The sequence below is a fragment of the Nonomuraea sp. NPDC001699 genome (assembly GCF_053596455.1).
This window is the reverse complement of the sequence record NZ_JBSFGF010000013.1, coordinates 79,626-93,848: the sequence shown is the minus strand read 5'-3', so window position 1 is coordinate 93,848 and position 14,223 is coordinate 79,626. Positions and strand designations below refer to the sequence as shown.

The 14,223-nt window shown below is 70.4% G+C and carries 12 protein-coding genes and 1 pseudogene; 6 read left to right on the top strand and 7 right to left on the bottom strand.

Features of this window, described 5'->3' with window-relative positions; genetic code table 11:
* Positions 1 to 90: 90 nt before the first annotated feature.
* Together ACWCSU_RS33030 and ACWCSU_RS33025 are read right to left on the bottom strand one after the other, a co-directional pair.
* Positions 91 to 456, bottom strand: a complete 366-nt coding sequence (locus ACWCSU_RS33030; protein WP_449940193.1) for a darcynin family protein — start codon at positions 454 to 456, stop codon at positions 91 to 93.
* Positions 446 to 1,363, bottom strand: coding sequence for an NAD(P)H-binding protein (locus tag ACWCSU_RS33025; RefSeq protein WP_449940190.1), 918 nt, complete (start codon positions 1,361 to 1,363; stop codon positions 446 to 448). Before ACWCSU_RS33025 ends, ACWCSU_RS33030 begins: the two co-directional genes overlap by 11 nt.
* 113 nt (positions 1,364 to 1,476) lie before the next feature.
* Between ACWCSU_RS33025 and ACWCSU_RS33020 the strand changes: the two genes are divergently transcribed.
* Positions 1,477 to 2,430 carry a LysR family transcriptional regulator gene (locus ACWCSU_RS33020; protein ID WP_449940188.1) on the top strand — a complete coding sequence of 318 codons (954 nt, stop codon included), beginning with the start codon at positions 1,477 to 1,479 and terminating at the stop codon, positions 2,428 to 2,430.
* Between the two features lie 22 nt (positions 2,431 to 2,452).
* Here the strand turns inward: ACWCSU_RS33020 and ACWCSU_RS33015 are convergent.
* The 4 genes and pseudogenes from ACWCSU_RS33015 to ACWCSU_RS33000 form a co-directional block, all read right to left on the bottom strand.
* Positions 2,453 to 2,906 (bottom strand): annotated as a pseudogene (locus ACWCSU_RS33015) (IS5 family transposase); the annotation flags it as partial.
* A 163-nt stretch (positions 2,907 to 3,069) separates the two neighbouring features.
* Positions 3,070 to 3,585 carry a hypothetical protein gene (locus ACWCSU_RS33010; protein ID WP_449940186.1) on the bottom strand — a complete coding sequence of 172 codons (516 nt, stop codon included), beginning with the start codon at positions 3,583 to 3,585 and terminating at the stop codon, positions 3,070 to 3,072.
* Positions 3,586 to 3,621: 36 nt separating this feature from the next.
* A complete protein-coding gene (locus ACWCSU_RS33005; protein ID WP_449940183.1) occupies positions 3,622 to 4,491 on the bottom strand; it encodes a hypothetical protein in 870 nt (289 codons plus the stop codon).
* Between the two features lie 275 nt (positions 4,492 to 4,766).
* Entirely contained in the window at positions 4,767 to 5,198 is a 432-nt protein-coding gene (locus ACWCSU_RS33000; protein ID WP_449940182.1) for a hypothetical protein, read from the bottom strand.
* Positions 5,199 to 6,030: 832 nt separating this feature from the next.
* Between ACWCSU_RS33000 and ACWCSU_RS32995 the strand changes: the two genes are divergently transcribed.
* Positions 6,031 to 7,425: a DUF4241 domain-containing protein gene (locus tag ACWCSU_RS32995; protein WP_449940179.1), complete on the top strand. Its 1,395-nt coding sequence runs from the start codon at positions 6,031 to 6,033 to the stop codon at positions 7,423 to 7,425.
* A 218-nt stretch (positions 7,426 to 7,643) separates the two neighbouring features.
* Complete coding sequence (locus ACWCSU_RS32990) at positions 7,644 to 8,093, top strand: VOC family protein (RefSeq protein ID WP_357701730.1); 450 nt, start codon at positions 7,644 to 7,646, stop codon at positions 8,091 to 8,093.
* A gap of 209 nt (positions 8,094 to 8,302) precedes the next feature.
* On the opposite strand, the gene ACWCSU_RS32985 is transcribed toward ACWCSU_RS32990, so the two are convergent.
* Complete coding sequence (locus tag ACWCSU_RS32985; RefSeq protein WP_449940177.1) at positions 8,303 to 10,633, bottom strand: hypothetical protein; 2,331 nt, start codon at positions 10,631 to 10,633, stop codon at positions 8,303 to 8,305.
* A gap of 86 nt (positions 10,634 to 10,719) precedes the next feature.
* On the opposite strand from ACWCSU_RS32985, the gene ACWCSU_RS32980 reads away from it, so the two are divergent.
* Genes ACWCSU_RS32980 through ACWCSU_RS32970 form a run of 3 tightly spaced genes read left to right on the top strand, consistent with a single transcriptional unit; the run spans position 10,720 to position 14,182 of the window.
* Complete coding sequence (locus tag ACWCSU_RS32980) at positions 10,720 to 11,955, top strand: ROK family protein (protein ID WP_449940176.1); 1,236 nt, start codon at positions 10,720 to 10,722, stop codon at positions 11,953 to 11,955.
* Entirely contained in the window at positions 11,952 to 13,175 is a 1,224-nt protein-coding gene (locus ACWCSU_RS32975; RefSeq protein ID WP_449940174.1) for a 6-phospho-beta-glucosidase, read from the top strand. The genes ACWCSU_RS32980 and ACWCSU_RS32975 overlap by 4 nt, the downstream gene beginning before the upstream one ends.
* The gene (locus ACWCSU_RS32970; protein ID WP_449940173.1) at positions 13,172 to 14,182 is read left to right on the top strand and encodes an N-acetylglucosamine kinase; all 1,011 of its coding nucleotides are present in this window, start codon (positions 13,172 to 13,174) and stop codon (positions 14,180 to 14,182) included. The genes ACWCSU_RS32975 and ACWCSU_RS32970 overlap by 4 nt, the downstream gene beginning before the upstream one ends.
* The last annotated feature ends 41 nt before the right edge of the window (positions 14,183 to 14,223 follow it).

Sequence of the window (14,223 nt, the reverse complement as noted above, 5' to 3'; positions counted from 1 at the left end):
TTTTGCATCGGTTGGTGCAATACGGGCTTCATGCGGCCGGGCCGGTGCTCCCCCAGGGTGAAGGGGGCACCGGCCGGTCAGGGAGCAGCGTCAGGTGGCGAGGGTGGCCACCGGGTCCACGTCGTAGGTGCGGGCGTAGCCGTTCTCGGTGCCCACGAGCAGGTCCACGACGTCGAAGTAGCGGTCCCAGAAGGGGGTCTCGCGCAAGGCGTCGATCAGCAGCCGGTAGGCGTCGTGGTCGTCCGCCTCCCAGACCCAGACGTCGGTGACCCGCGCCGAGTAGAACTCCGTGTCGTAGAACCGGGAGCGGACGCCGCGGGTGCGGGCCTCGATCACCGGGACGACCTGGGTGGTGAAGGCCTCGACGCGTTCGGTCACCGTCATCGCCAGCCACTCGGGCGTGGTCTTGACCAGCATGAACGCGGTGACCGCGGGTTCGGTCCGGTCAGCGGGCATCGACGGCCCCCGGGGCGGCGAGAACGGCGGGCTTGAGGGTCTCCGCGCACCACTGCGCGAATCCGGTGGCCCGGCCCGCCCGCGGCGAACGGGCGACGCCCGCGTCCAGGCCCTGGTCCTTGGCGCGCTTCATGTCGACGACGCCCTCGACGAACGCCTCGTTGAGGCCGTAACCGAGCAGGGTGGACCGCAGTTCGTCGAGCGGCTGCCGCCGGTAGCGGACCGGACGCCCCAGTTGCTCGGTCATGATGCGGGCCAGGTCGCCGGGCGACAGGTCCTGCGGGCCGAGCACCGGAACACTGCCGACGCCGGTCCAGGACCGGTCCAGCAGCAGCCCGGCCGCCGCCGCGGCGAGGTCGGCCACGGCCACCAGCGGGGCCGGACGGTCCGCGGCGACGGTGTCGGTGAAGACGCCGTGCTCGCGGATCGAGCCGGCCTCCTCCAGCAGGTTCTCGAAGAAGGACGGGCTGGCCAGCGCGCGGTAGGCGACGCCGGAGCCGGCGATCAGGTCGTCCATGGCCAGGGAGGCGGTGACCAGCCCGGCCCGGTCGGCCTGCGGGGTGCCGCGGCCGAGCGCCGAGATGCCCACGACGTGGCCGACGCCGTGGGCGGCGAACGCGCGCGCGGCCGGACGGGTGAAGCCGCTGAATGCCTCCTCCGGCGTGGCCGAGGAGTCCGGCGGCACCAGCCAGAAGACGGCGTCGGCCCCGGCGAAGGCGCGGTCGGCGGTCGCGGCGTCGCCGTGCGAGCCGGTGACCACCTCGACGCGCCCGCGCACGGCCTCGGGGAGCCGGGCAGGATCGCGGACCACGACGCGCAACTCCTCTCCGTGTGCGGGCGCGGCCTCGACCAGCAGTGACAGCAGTCGCCGGCCGATGTTCCCGGTGGGGGCGGTAATGACGATCATGAGAACCTCGCGGTCTGTCGGATCGGTTCGGTCCCCAGATCGTGCCGACCCGCCTCGTGTTGCCACAATGGGAACATCAGCAAGCAATCATTGCCCGAAACGGAATAACGCCGGTGAGCAGCCCGATCCCGAACCTCGACGCCAACCTCGCCGTCGCCCTCGACGCCCTGCTGACCGAGCAGAGCGTCACGCGTGCCGCCGCGCGGCTGCGTACGTCCCCCGCGGCGATGAGCCGTACCCTGGCCCGGCTGCGCCGGGTGCTCCAGGACCCGCTGCTGGTACGGGCAGGACAGACGATGGTGCCCACCCCCCGCGCCGAGGCGCTGCGGGACGAGGCCGCCGCGGTCGTACGCCGGCTGGAGGCGCTGCTCACCCCGAGCGGCCGGATCGACCCCGCCGCACTGCGGCGCACCTTCACCGTCCAGGCCTCGGACCTGGTCGGCGCGGCGCTGGCGCCGGGGCTGCTCGGGCTGGCCCGGCGCCAGGCGCCGGGCGTCTCGCTGCGGGTGCTGGCCGAGGAGTGGGAAGCCGGCCCCGCGCTGCGCGAGGGCCGGGTCGATCTGGAGCTCGGGGCGATCGACCACGTCGACCCGGAGACCCGGGTCGAGGAGCTGGTCACGCTGCGGATGGCGGCCGGCGTCAGGGCCGGGCACCCGCTCACCGAGGGCCCCTTGACGCCCGGCAGGCTGGCCGCCGCCGAGCACGTGGCGGTCAGCCGCCGGGGACGCTTCACCGGCCCGCTGGACGTGGCCCTGTCCGAGCAGGGGCTCAGCCGCCGGGTCAGCGCCGTCCTGCCCGGACACCTGGCGGCGATGGCGCTGGCCGCGGTCGGCGACGTGGTGTGCCTGGTCCCGACCGCGCTGCCGGGCGAGCCCCCTTCCCCCCTCGGCGACGCGGCCCACGCGCTCGGCCTGCGCCTGCTGGAGATCCCGCTCCCGCTGCCACCATTGACGATCGGCATGGCCTGGCACCCCCGCCACACCGCCGACGGCGCCCACCAGTGGCTACGCGACGCGGTCCGCCAAGTCCTCCGCACGCCCCAGGAGACCTGCGGACTGTTTTCCTAGATCAAGTTCGGAGCCAGATGACCTAGATGGCCAGGGTGACGGTGCCGAGGAAGATGTAGGCGCGCATGTCGTAGCGCGTGGCCACGGCCCGGAGGTTCTGCAGCCGGTTGATGGCCCGTTCGACGACGTTGCGTGCCTTGTAGCGGTCGGCATCGAAGCCGGTGGGCCGCCCCCGGCGGAGCCGCGCCTGTGGCGGTTGGCACGCTGGTCGCGCGGTTCGGGGATGGTGTGGCGGATCTTGCGGCGGCGCAGGTACAGGCGGCTGGCGCGGAAGAAGTACGCCTTGTCCGCGGCCACGCTGTCAGGGCGGGGGCGTGGGCGTCCCGGCTTCGGCCGAGGAACCCGTACGGCCCGCAACACCCGCTCCGACTGCGGGCTGTCGCCGTACTGGCCCGGTGTCAGGACAGCGACAGCGCCCGGCATCTGCCGTCCGCCGACAGGTGGATCTTGGTGGTGAACCCGCCGCGGGAACGGCCTGGGCATTACCCGGTCTGACCACCTCCGCCAGCCGGGCGGCCAGTGCGGCATGCTGGCAGCAGGGCCGTGCTCCGGTCGCCGGCGGCGGTGCGGGCCCTGCTGGCAGGCGGCGTCTTCGCGGACCTGGCCCTGGATGTCGGCCAGGTCACCGCTGCGGGCCCTCTAGCAGGAGGTGACCCAGTTGTGAGAGGCGACGTTGTCGTTGAGGGACTGACCATAACCAGCCGCGCTGGAACCACCCCCGTTGAAGGTCTGGTACCCCAGCGAAAGGTTGTCCCAGTGATTGCCGTTCGCCAGGCAGCGCCAGGCGCCCCTGTACAGACGCGAATAGAAGACTTTGACATCGTCGGCCCCGCCCGGGATACCGTTGTTAAACATCTGAGAAGCCTGGTCCAGCATGTTCACCGTGCTGCCGTCCCCGGATTTGCAGTCGTCCCAGTTGTTGTCGTCCCCTGCCCACCTGCAGTATTTGCCAACCCCGTTGGGGTGCTCGGCAGCGTAGAAATATCCGTCGAAAGCGGTGAGGTTCTGCGGAGTGACCGCGTTCTCCGTCGAGCCGTTCGCGGGAACGCTGGACGAGGTGGGGGCGGTGTCGTCGGCCCAGGCATGGCCGGTTGTCAGGACGGTGGCCAGGCCGGCGACGGCCAGGCCTACGGCCATGGAGGTGATGGTGCGCATGGAGATCCTTTCTCAGGGTTGACAGTCGGTCGATGGTCACGGGAATGCGATGATCGTTCGTGCTCGCGGAAGGGCGGAGAGCGCCAGACGACGCCAGGTCACCAGCTCTTCGCGATATTCGGCTTGGAGTCTCTGTTCGTAGTGCTGATCCAGGCGGTGCGCCGTTGCGGAGATTCCTGACTGCTGGGCGCAGGTGGCTTCGGTCACGGCGATCCGGCGCCACCGGGCTTCCGTCCCGCTCTGGCGGGACTCGTTGAGGGCGGCCCGTATCTCGCCAGGAGATCCGAACGCTTGGCCCTGGCCTCGCATGCAGTCGGCCCAGTTGCCCATGGCCGTGGCGAAGGCAGGATCACCGCTGACGTCGTCGTACTTGACCGCCCGTAGGTTCGCCTTGATCTCCTTGACGCGGAACCACGTCCGGGCATCGCCATAGAGCTGCTGCTGCGCCTGCGACGTGCAGCCGCGCGCGCTGTGCAGTACGCGGCCACCCGATGGAAGCGTCGCCTCGAACTGCTCGTCCGTCAGACTGCCGTGAATGGCGGCGAGCCAGGCCTGCCGCTGATCCGGCGGAAGGCTCATCCCGTGGACCTTGTTGGGATGGGGCGAGCTCTTGCCAGAGGCGGCGGTGCCGTATCCACGACCTCGAGCCACGTTCGCGTCGTCCAGGACGTAGGGAAAGTCCGGGGCCGGGTCGTTCTCGACGACCCAATAGGCGAAACCCCCTTGCTGCATGCACTGCTTGACGAGGAGCTGCTCCGCGTCATGCAACAGCACCCCTTCTTGCAGCGTGAGATCACGAGGAATGATGAGGGCCGACTCCGGGACCGCAGCCCCCGAGCCGGCGGCGACCGCCGCGAGAACACTGCCGAAGGCCAGGCACCGCTTCCACCACGAAAGCGAATTCATCGGCTCAGTAGCGGCCAAGGGCCCGGATGTCTTGAAGTCATGGACGCGACCTTTCGGGAGGAGGAGATACGCGGAAGGCCGGCCGGCTGAGGGCGGCAGATTGAGCGTCGCGCTGCAGGTCGGCTGGCTTGAGGCTCTCAGCTTTGGCTGCTGGCGGGTTGCCCGAGCCCCCCGATTCGCACCTCAGACAAATATGGGAGGTGAGGAGGAAGGGGCGTCAGGGCCGTCCTGGAAGCCAGTCGTAGGGTGCGTCAGACTGGGAATGTGGCCGGCCGTTACCCGTTACAGGGGTACGTCCAAGCGTTGATCCAGTTGATCTCCGAGAGTTCTTGCTCGAGAGCAAAAGCTCTTATGCCCGCCGCTGGGTTGCCGTCTTCTGCTCGGTGAACGCAAACCGGCCCCTCGAACTGGTCGCCCATGGTGCGGACCGTGACGGCGACATGATCCTCATTCTCCGGGTATCCGTAGTTGAACACTGAGCGGACGTACTTGTATGTCGGGCTGGACGAGCTGTACTTCCAGTCCTCGCCCCGTCCAATCCCGATCTTCGTTGCTGCGGACGGGACCTGTGTCGAGTACATGCAGATGTCACCTCGCGTGCAGCCGTACAGGGTAGCGGGAAGGCTTGCCGCGCTCGCAGGTGACGTGAACGCCATTACTGCCAGAGAGCCGGCAGCGACGGCAGCCGGGATGAATCTTTTCAGCATGAGATCTCCTCGTCATGTGCCTGAGCAAGCCCAAGCCGTGAAACGGCAGCCCGCCGAAACAGATGCCGGCAGGCAGGACCCAATCTTGGGTGGCTGATGGATTGTCTGAAAGGCGGATTCGCCCCCAAGACAAACTTGATCGCGGTAGTCGGGGTCGAGGAACGCGAGAACAATCACGAGCGGTACGAACTGTTCGGTCAGAGCCCTGCGGCACCGGCAAGGGCCATGGACAGCTTTCGCAGTTGCATGCCGCCAAGGTAGAAGAGCTCTGTTTGGTTCAGGTTGGTTCCCTGTTGGGCCCCCGACGCTGGGTAGGCGCTGGCGTGCGGGCTCCGTCAGCGTCGTGCGCCGTCACTGATCTCCATGGGCGCAACGGTGTCTTACCGTGCAGGCCACCATCGCGGCCTTCGTCTCTCACGCCCGCACGTGGCCCCGCGCTCAACGGTGCTCCCGAACCACAAGCTGCTGACCACCCGCCCGTCGGGCAGTGTGTGCTCAGCGGGACCGTCCGTCGACGTGAACCCGGCCTTGAGCAGGGATCGCCGGCACGCGGTGTTGCCCACCTCGACGCCCGCGTAGAGGTCCGTCAGTCCCAGGTGCTCGTGCGCCAGCCTGCCGCCGAACGAGAACAGTCGTGCACCCAGGCTCTGTCCGCGAAGCAGGCGGCTCACATCATGATCGTCAAGGTCCTGGAGGCGCGATCCCCCTGCGTCGGGCCGGATCCGGCTCGTTGGGCGAAGTCCATGGTCTTGGTAGCCGGGCGCTGTCGGTGCCGGGCGCTAGCGTGACGTCCGGCAAGATCCGTTCACGCTGGATGCGGGCAGGAGAGGGCATGACGACGGAGAACGTCGGCGCGGTTGACGTCACCTACTGCGAGGGCTGGGATCCACAGGTTCGCGCCGTCGTCGGTCCGATCTCGGAGCCGGAGGCCCGTGCCAGGGACGCGTCAGGTGAGCAGTACGCCGTCCTGCTGTCCGTCGGGGCGAGGCCGAAGGCCTTGTTCCAGGTCGACTGGGGTCACGGTCATCTCGGGTTGTTCCTGTTCGACGCGTGCGAACGGCGCAACAGGGAGTTGGAATACCGGCAACTTGAGCCGGGACAGCTGAACCTGATGCGCTACCAGGAGTGGCGCCACGCCTCTGACACCGATCCGGAGTTCCCGGAGCGTGGCCGGCAGTTCACGATGACGATCGATCCCGACGGACGCGCAAGACGAGAGCTGCACGAAGTCGACGGATCAAGTCACACCTGGACGACCGTCCCGGTCGAGCATCGTACGGTGGCCAAGGCGGAGTTCGGCGCGTGGACGGCCTACGTCGATGCGCAGATGCTCGGGCTGAACGGCCCGATCACCCTGGCGCCGGCCCAAGGCCCCGTGGACGGACCAGATGCGAGCACGATCCCCGCCTGGTCGGCCCCGCTGCCGCTGCGCCCCCGGCATCTCGAAGCGCTCTTCACCCCTGGCAGCCGCCTGGCCACCAGCGAGGGGCGGGTCGCACTGATCACCGAGCCCACGCACGCGGGGTCGCTTCACCTGCCCACCGGCTCGTTGATCGCGGCCGATCCCTTCTTTCTGGATGGCGCCGGCCCCTTCACCGTGACCGTGCCACCTGGCGACTACGCCGTCCTGATCGCCACGATGCGCTGGGAAGAGACGAAGTGGGACGGCGAAGACCTGGCCGTGATGGTGCGGATCCTCGACAAGCCGACCGTCAGCTGGGAGCCGGCGTTGCTGCCGGGACAGGACGTCCGGTTGCTCGGCGCCGGCCAGTTCTACGGGTTCGGCGTGGACGCCGGGATGGGCTGCTTCCTCGACGCCTCGGGCCGCGAGGAGCTCGAAAGGCTCGTCGAGGAGGTGGAGGACGAGTACAACGAGATGGAGCTGCTGTCCTCTGAGCTGCGTGCCCCGGAGACCGGCACCAACTTGATCGCCTACCAGAGCGGTTTGGGCGACGGCAGCTACCCGGTATGGATCGGCCGCGATGCCGACGGGGAAGTCACCTCGTTCGTGGCGGACATGCTCATCCTGCACGACGCCGACGCGCTGCCGCCCACGGTGCCATCGGCAGCCGTCTTCCTGCCGCTGTTCACCCCGGTGGCCGACGACCGACGCGCGGCCCCCTTCACGAGTCCCAGCGCCACGGCCGAGTTCATGGCGGCCCAGATCAGGCGCGTCGTGGACGATTGGGCCGAGCGCCCGCCACTGAGCGACTTCCTCGGACGATGACGTCACCTCCGGTCGCGCCGCAGCCTTCAGATGATCGGCGTGGACCGCGCGATGACATCTGCATCTGTTGGGTGACCGCTGAGAGGGGCAAGGTGGGCGTGTTCAGGCAGGGATGATCGCGGACGGGAGCCGGGGCACGGGTGTCGAGAATGCGGTGCCGGATCCGTCCCGGGGATGCCCGTGGTCACGGACTGGGTGTGTGATGGAGGAGATGCAGCATGACGGTTCAGCGGATGGACAACGTCCTCATCGTCGTGGACGACCTTGACGCCGCGATCGCGTTCTTCGTCGAGCTCGGCATGGAGCTGGAGGGCAGGGGTCCGGTCGAGGGAGGTTGGGCGGAGCAGGCGGAGCGCATCATCGGGCTCAGCGGGGTCCGGCAGGAGATCGCGATGTTGCGGATCCCGGGTGGGGGCGGCGGCATCGAGCTGGCGAGGTTCCACACGCCGAAGGCGATCAGCGCCGAGCCGGAGGTGGCGCCGGTGAACACCCTGGGCATTCGGCGCGTCATGTTCGCCGTGGACGACATCGAGGACGTCATCGCCCGGCTGCGTCCCCACGGCGCCGAACTCGTCGGGACGCTGGAGCAGTTCGAGGACAGCTACCGGCTCTGCTACGTCCGAGGTCCCGAGGGCATCATCGTCGGCCTGGCCCAGCAACTCGGCTGACGGTCCGTCGCGGCATGCCAGGGCCTCCTCGGCCGGGCCACGCGGAGGTCGAGAGCATCGCGACCGCCGTGGCCGGGGGTGTCGGAGGGGCGCCTGCCGGTCGGGGTCAGGTGCCGACCGGCAGGCGGAGGGGCGTCGCGACGGGGTTCCCCGGGATCACGAGGGTTTCGACGCGCGTCCCGGGGAGGTCGCCGGCGGGTTGCCGGAGGTCACTTCTCGGCGATGAACCCGTGGTAGCGGCCCATCCAGTACGGCAGCAGGTACGAGGTTCCGTCGTTCTCGCCGTACCCGTCGCCGCCCTGGTCCAGCTTGTACGGATCGTGGTTCCAGTGGCTGATCACCCGCTCGTCGATCGGCAGCACGGTGCCGCTGCGGAGCATGCCGAGCTTCTTCGGGTCGGCGTCCGGGCGGATGTGCTGGTTGAGGTTGACGATGTCGAGGCGCCGGCTGTTGCTCTGCTTCCAGTCGATCATGTTGATCGGGAAGCGCTTGAGGGTGTCGATCGACTGCTGGAGCCAGGGTCCGTTCATCTCCAGCGGGAACGGGCCGTAGGCGTCGGTCCAGACCTGGTCCTTCAGGGTGAGGCCGGCGATGAAGTTGAAGAACGGGTTGAGCTCGTACTGCTCCAACTGCCAGTAGTCGTAGAGGGAGCGGGCCCAGGTGGCCTTGAGGCCGGCGTCCTGCTCGTAGCGGAGCAGGTGGTAGTAGTTCATGAAGGCCATCTCGTCGTCGGACTGGTTGCCGCCCCCGACTCCCGCGGTGACCTTGGGCTGCTGGGTGTTCAGGTCGTAGCCGTTCTCGTCGATGAGCTTGGCCTTGACCTTGGCGTACTTTTCCGGATTTTTCGCGACATGCTCGGCGATGGTGAGGAAGGTGATGATCGTCTGGCTGTTGAGGCCGCGTTCCTCCCGCCGCCACGGGTTGCCGTTGAGCTCCTCCGGGTTGAAGAAGCCCCAGCGGGTGGGCTTGCCGTCATGGTCGGTCAGGGAGAAGTCGTGGTCGATCAGGTGGTCGGTGAGCCGGGTGACGACGCCCGCGACCTCGTCCTTCTCCGCCCCGGTCGCGACCAGGTCGTAGTAGAGCGCGTAGAGGAAGTAGTGGCCCACCAGCTCGTCGGAGCTGGCGTCGGTCTTCCAGAACCACTTGCCGTCGCCGCTCTTGGGCCAGCGCGGGACCAGGATCTTCCAGTACGCGTCGCCCTTCTGCTTGTCGCGGTCGTGCTGCTCGTTGTCCTTGATGTTGGGGTCGGTGGCCGTGGTCTCCAGGATCGTGCGGGCGATGAAGCCCTTGGGCGCCGGGTTGGTGCCGCTCTGGGTGACGTCCCCGAGGAACTTCAGGGCCTCGAACGCCTTGCGCGCGTTGGTCTTGGCCGTGGCGTCCTTGGTGGCGGCGTATTTGAACACCTCGGCCGCGCCGTACATGCCCGTCCAGAGGCCGTCGTTGTCGCTGGCGCCCTGGCCGTACTGGGTCAGATCGCCGGGCCTGGCCAGCCCGATGCCCTCGACGAAGCCGTACGGGGTGCGCTTGTGCCTGGCCTGGATGGCCTGCTCGTAGACGGCCGCCTTCTCCTCCAGCGTCGTACGGCGGGCCTCGATGACTCCGGCGGCCGTGGCGGTGCCGAAGTAGGCGTTGGCGTCGGCGTCCACGGCGATGGCGGCGACCGCGTCGTCCGGCAGCCAGCGGCGGCCCTGGCGGTACTCCCAGGTGGTGCCGTCGAAGTGCACGGCGCCCTTGGCCGTGCCGAGCCAGACGTCGCCGCCGGCGCCGGGGGCGATCGCGGTGAAGCCGAGCATGGGCAGACCTTCGGCGGGACCGTACTGCTTGACGGTGGCGCCGTCCCTGAGCCCGAGGCCGGTGGCGCCGGCCAGCCAGAGGCGGCCCTTGGAGTCGTAGGCCAGGTGGGTGGTGCCGACGGCGGGCGAGATCTGGGTCCACGAGCGGCCGGTCTGCTCAAAGACGGCGGTGGCGGTGGCGACGGCGACGGCACCGGACTCGGCGCGGGCCACGGCGGTGGCCTGACCCGGGAGCCGGTCGGGACGCCACGAGCCGCCGGGGCCCTTGCGGTAGAGGCGGTCGCCCTGGACGAGGATCAGGTCGTCACCGCCGACCAGCAGGGCCGTGGCCGGGTCCACCCCGGACGGAAGCCGATCGGCCCCTCCCTTGGCGGCGTCGGCCGGCTCGCCCTCCCCTGCCTTCCGGGCGGAGTCCTTGGCCGCGTTCCTGATCGTCAGCAGGCCGTCGGCGGTGAGGGCCACGAGGTCGTCGCCGCGCCAGACGACCTTGTAGGCGGCCGTGGCCGACAGGGAGGTCCAGGCGCCCGAGGCGTACAGCGCCAGGCCCTTGTCATGGGCGGCGGCGATCACTCCGCCGGGGCCGGCGGCGAGTGCGGCGATCTTGCCTGACAGGGCGGGCAGCGTCGCGCCGACCTGGAGGACGAAGGGGTCGACGACCGTGGCGGCCTCGGCGGGCACGGCCGTGGCGGCCGGTCCCAGGGAGAGCGCGACGGTCGCCGCGAGCAGGAGGTTGTGGAGTCGTGCCATGAGGGTTCCTCCGGATGAGGGGGCTGCGAGATACAGTAAAGAGTCTTTATTGCATTCGGGCAAGAGTCTTTACTAGAATTCACGTCATGTCCCAGCATGCGACGCTCACCACCCTGCGCGAGATCAACGCCTCCGTGGTCCTGGAGGCCATCCGGGCCGACCCGCCGATCTCGCGGGCCGAGGTGAGCCGCCGCACCGGCATGACCAAGCCGACGGTGGCCAACGCCCTCGACCTCCTCGTGTCCGCCGGCCTGGTCCGCCAGGCCCAACCGCCGGGCGAGATGCACTACGGCGCGGTCTACTTCGAGCCGGTGCACTCGTTGGCCCACGTCCTGGCCCTGGACATCGGCACCCGTTTCGTCCGCGGCGCGCTGTGCGACCTGAGCGGCACGATGCTGGCCAGGCACGACGAACGCATCGACGACTCCCGTCCGGCGACGATCCTGCGCGCCGCCGTGGCCGTGCGCGACGCTTTGGCCCCTGACACGGGTGGGGGGATCGAGCTGGTCGCGGCCGGGGTGCCGGGTGTCGTCGATCCCGAGGAAGGCGTCATCCGGCAGAGCAACCGGCCCGCGCTGGAGGGCATGGCGATCCGGGCCGGGCTGGAGGACGCGCTGGGCGTGCCCGCCGAGGTCGAGACCGACGCCAACCTGGCGGTCATCGGCGAGCACGCGCTCGGGGCCGGGCGGGGGGTCGCCGACTTCGCGTTCCTCTCCATCGGCGCCGGCGTCGGGGCCGGGCTGATCCTGGGCGACCGGGCGCATCGGGGTCACCGCGGGGCGGCGGGCGAGGTCGACGATCCGGCCCCCGGCGAGGACGAGCTGCCCGACAGCCCCTCCGGGGACGCCCTCATGAACCTCGCCCGCGCGTGGATCGCCACGAGCCTGCGCGACGGGGACACCGTGCTGCGGCTCGACACCACGCCGGAGGCCATCTTCGCCGCCGCCTCCCAGGGAGACGGACTGGCCTCGGCCATCGTCGCCGAGGAGGCCCGGCGGATCGCGTTGCGGATCGCCACCATCTCGCGGGTCGTCGACGTCGAGCTGGTCGTGCTCGGCGGTGGCATCGGGCTGGCCTGCGAGAGCATCCTGCCGCAGATCAACGCCGCGCTGGCGGGCATGCTGCGGCATCCGCCCGACGTCGGGATCTCGGCGCTCGGCAACGCCCCCGTGCTGACCGGCGGCCTGGCACACGGCACCCGCCTGCTCAGGGAGTCGGTCGCCACCCGGCGCATCTCGGCCGCCGCCAAGATCTCCGCTACGGCGAAGGCCGCCGGGACGGCCAAGTCCGCCACCACAGGTTCAGGGGCGGAGGGGCGATGAAGGTCACGGTCATCGGGGGCGGCTCCACGTACACGCCCGAGCTCGCCGGCGGGCTGGCCGAGCTGGAGCTCGACGAGCTCGTCCTCATGGATCCCGACCGGGAACGCCTCGACATCGTCGGCGGCCTCGCCTCCCGGATGCTGCGCGACAGGGCGGGACGCGTCAGGCTCACCACGAACCTCGACGACGCCGTCGAGGGCGCCGACGCCGTGCTGCTGCAATTACGGGTCGGCGGGCAACGCGCGCGGCACGGCGACGAGACCTGGCCGCTGGAGTGCGGCTGCGTCGGCCAGGAGACCACGGGAGCGGGCGGCCTGGCCAAGGCCCTGCGGACCATTCCCGAGGTGCTCCGCATCGCCGACCGGGTCCGCGTCCTCGCCCCCGACGCCTGGCTGATCGACTTCACGAACCCCGTCGGCCTCGTCACCCGCGCCCTGCTCGACGCCGGACACCGCGCCGTCGGGCTGTGCAACGTGGCCATCGGGTTCCAGCGGCTCTTCGCGCGGCTGCACGGATGCGAGCCGTCGGAGCTCACGCTGGGACATGTCGGGCTCAATCACCTGTCGTGGGAGCGGTCAGCGTGGGTGGACGGGGTCGACGTGCTTCCCGGGCTGATCGAGCGGCACGTCGCCGAGCTGGCCGGGGAGTGCGAGCTGCCCGCCGAGCTGATCACCGCTCTGGGCGTCGTGCCCTCCTACTACCTGCGCTTCTACTACGCGCACGACCAGGTGGTGGCCGAGCGGCGCGGACGCCCGACGCGGGCGCAGGAGGTGCTGGAGCTGGAGCGGCGACTGCTGGCGATGTACCCGTCGCTGGACGACAAGCCGAAGCTCCTGGAGCAGCGCGGCGGCGCGCACTACTCGACGGCCGCGGTCGACCTGCTCTCCTCGCTGCTCGCCGACCGGGGGGACGTTCAGGTGGTCAACGTCCGCAATGACGGGACCCTGCCCTTCCTGCCGGCGTCCGCGGTGATCGAGGCGCCGTCGCGGATCACCCGCGCCGGGGCCGTGCCGCTCGCCGTGCCCGAGGTGGAGCCCTTGCAGGCCGGGCTGATCGCGCACGTCAGCGCGTACGAGGAGCTGGCCGTACGGGCCGCGGCCCGCCCTGATCGGGCGCATGTGGAGGCGGCGTTGCTGGCGCATCCGCTGATCGGGCAGTACGACCTGGCGCAGGGGCTCGCCGACCGCCTGCTCGCTGCCCACCAGGCTTGGGCCTCATGACCGCACCCGCGGTCCTGGCGATCGACGCGGGCAACAGCAAGACCGACGTGGCGCTGGTCGGCGGCTCGGGCGAGCTGCTCGCCTGGGTTCGCGGCGGCGGTTTCCAGCCGCACGGCCCGAGACTTCCCGCCGCGATCGACCTGCTCGCCGACCTCGTGGCGGCGGCCGTGCGCGAGGCGGGCCGAACCCCCTTCGACGGCGCCGGGCCCGGGTACGTGGCGCGACGGGTGTCGGCCTTCCTGGCGCACTGTGATCTGCCGATCGAGCAGGAGCTCCTGCAGGCGGCCGTCGAAGCGCGGGACTGGGCCCCCGAGGTCACCGTGGACAACGACACCTTCGCGATTTTGCGCGCGGGCGCGGACGTGCCGTACGGCGTGGCGGTCGTGTGCGGCGGGGGGATGAACTGCGTCGCGCGCGGCCCCGACGGGCAGGTCGCGCGGTGGCCGGCGCTGGGACGGCGCTCGGGCGACTGGGGCGGCGGGGAGTGGCTGGGTGAGGAGGTGCTGTGGTGGGCCGTGCGCGACGAGGACGGCCGCGGCCCGCGCACCCTGCTGCGCGAGGAGGTCGCCAGGTGGTACGGCCTGGCGGACGTCGCCTCGGTGTGCGTGGGCTTCCACCTCGGGCACCTGCCCGAGGAACGGCTGCACGAGCTGGTGCCGGTGCTGTTCGAGGTCGCCGGACGCGGGGACGCCGTCGCCGTCTCGCTGGTCGAGCGGCTGGGCGACGAGGTCGCCGCCTGGGCCGCCGCGGCGATCGCGCGGCTGGACTGGGGCGAGGTGGGCGTGCCCGTCGTGCTGGGGGGCGGGGTACTGACCGGCCGGGACGCCCGGTTGATGGCCCGGATCGGCGAGGGGCTGCCCGGCGTGGACGTCCGGGTGCTGGACGCGCCGCCGATCGTGGGGTCGGCGCTGCACGGGCTGGACCGCCTCGGGGGGACGTCCGAGGCGGTGGAACGGCGGCTCAGGGCCGGGTTCGCCGGCCGGCGGCCGGCGGCACCTCGTGCTTGAGCCCGGTTGACGCCTAGTTTGGTGTAGAACGTGGTGGCCTG

Coding starts and splice junctions, on each gene's coding strand:
- ACWCSU_RS33030 (WP_449940193.1), bottom strand. CDS start 456: ATGCCCGCTGACCGGACCGAACCCGCGGTCACCGCGTTCATGCTGGTC.
- ACWCSU_RS33025 (WP_449940190.1), bottom strand. CDS start 1,363: ATGATCGTCATTACCGCCCCCACCGGGAACATCGGCCGGCGACTGCTG.
- ACWCSU_RS33010 (WP_449940186.1), bottom strand. CDS start 3,585: ATGCGCACCATCACCTCCATGGCCGTAGGCCTGGCCGTCGCCGGCCTG.
- ACWCSU_RS33005 (WP_449940183.1), bottom strand. CDS start 4,491: ATGAATTCGCTTTCGTGGTGGAAGCGGTGCCTGGCCTTCGGCAGTGTT.
- ACWCSU_RS33000 (WP_449940182.1), bottom strand. CDS start 5,198: ATGCTGAAAAGATTCATCCCGGCTGCCGTCGCTGCCGGCTCTCTGGCA.
- ACWCSU_RS32995 (WP_449940179.1), top strand. CDS start 6,031: ATGACGACGGAGAACGTCGGCGCGGTTGACGTCACCTACTGCGAGGGC.
- ACWCSU_RS32990 (WP_357701730.1), top strand. CDS start 7,644: ATGACGGTTCAGCGGATGGACAACGTCCTCATCGTCGTGGACGACCTT.
- ACWCSU_RS32985 (WP_449940177.1), bottom strand. CDS start 10,633: ATGGCACGACTCCACAACCTCCTGCTCGCGGCGACCGTCGCGCTCTCC.
- ACWCSU_RS32980 (WP_449940176.1), top strand. CDS start 10,720: ATGTCCCAGCATGCGACGCTCACCACCCTGCGCGAGATCAACGCCTCC.
- ACWCSU_RS32975 (WP_449940174.1), top strand. CDS start 11,952: ATGAAGGTCACGGTCATCGGGGGCGGCTCCACGTACACGCCCGAGCTC.
- ACWCSU_RS32970 (WP_449940173.1), top strand. CDS start 13,172: ATGACCGCACCCGCGGTCCTGGCGATCGACGCGGGCAACAGCAAGACC.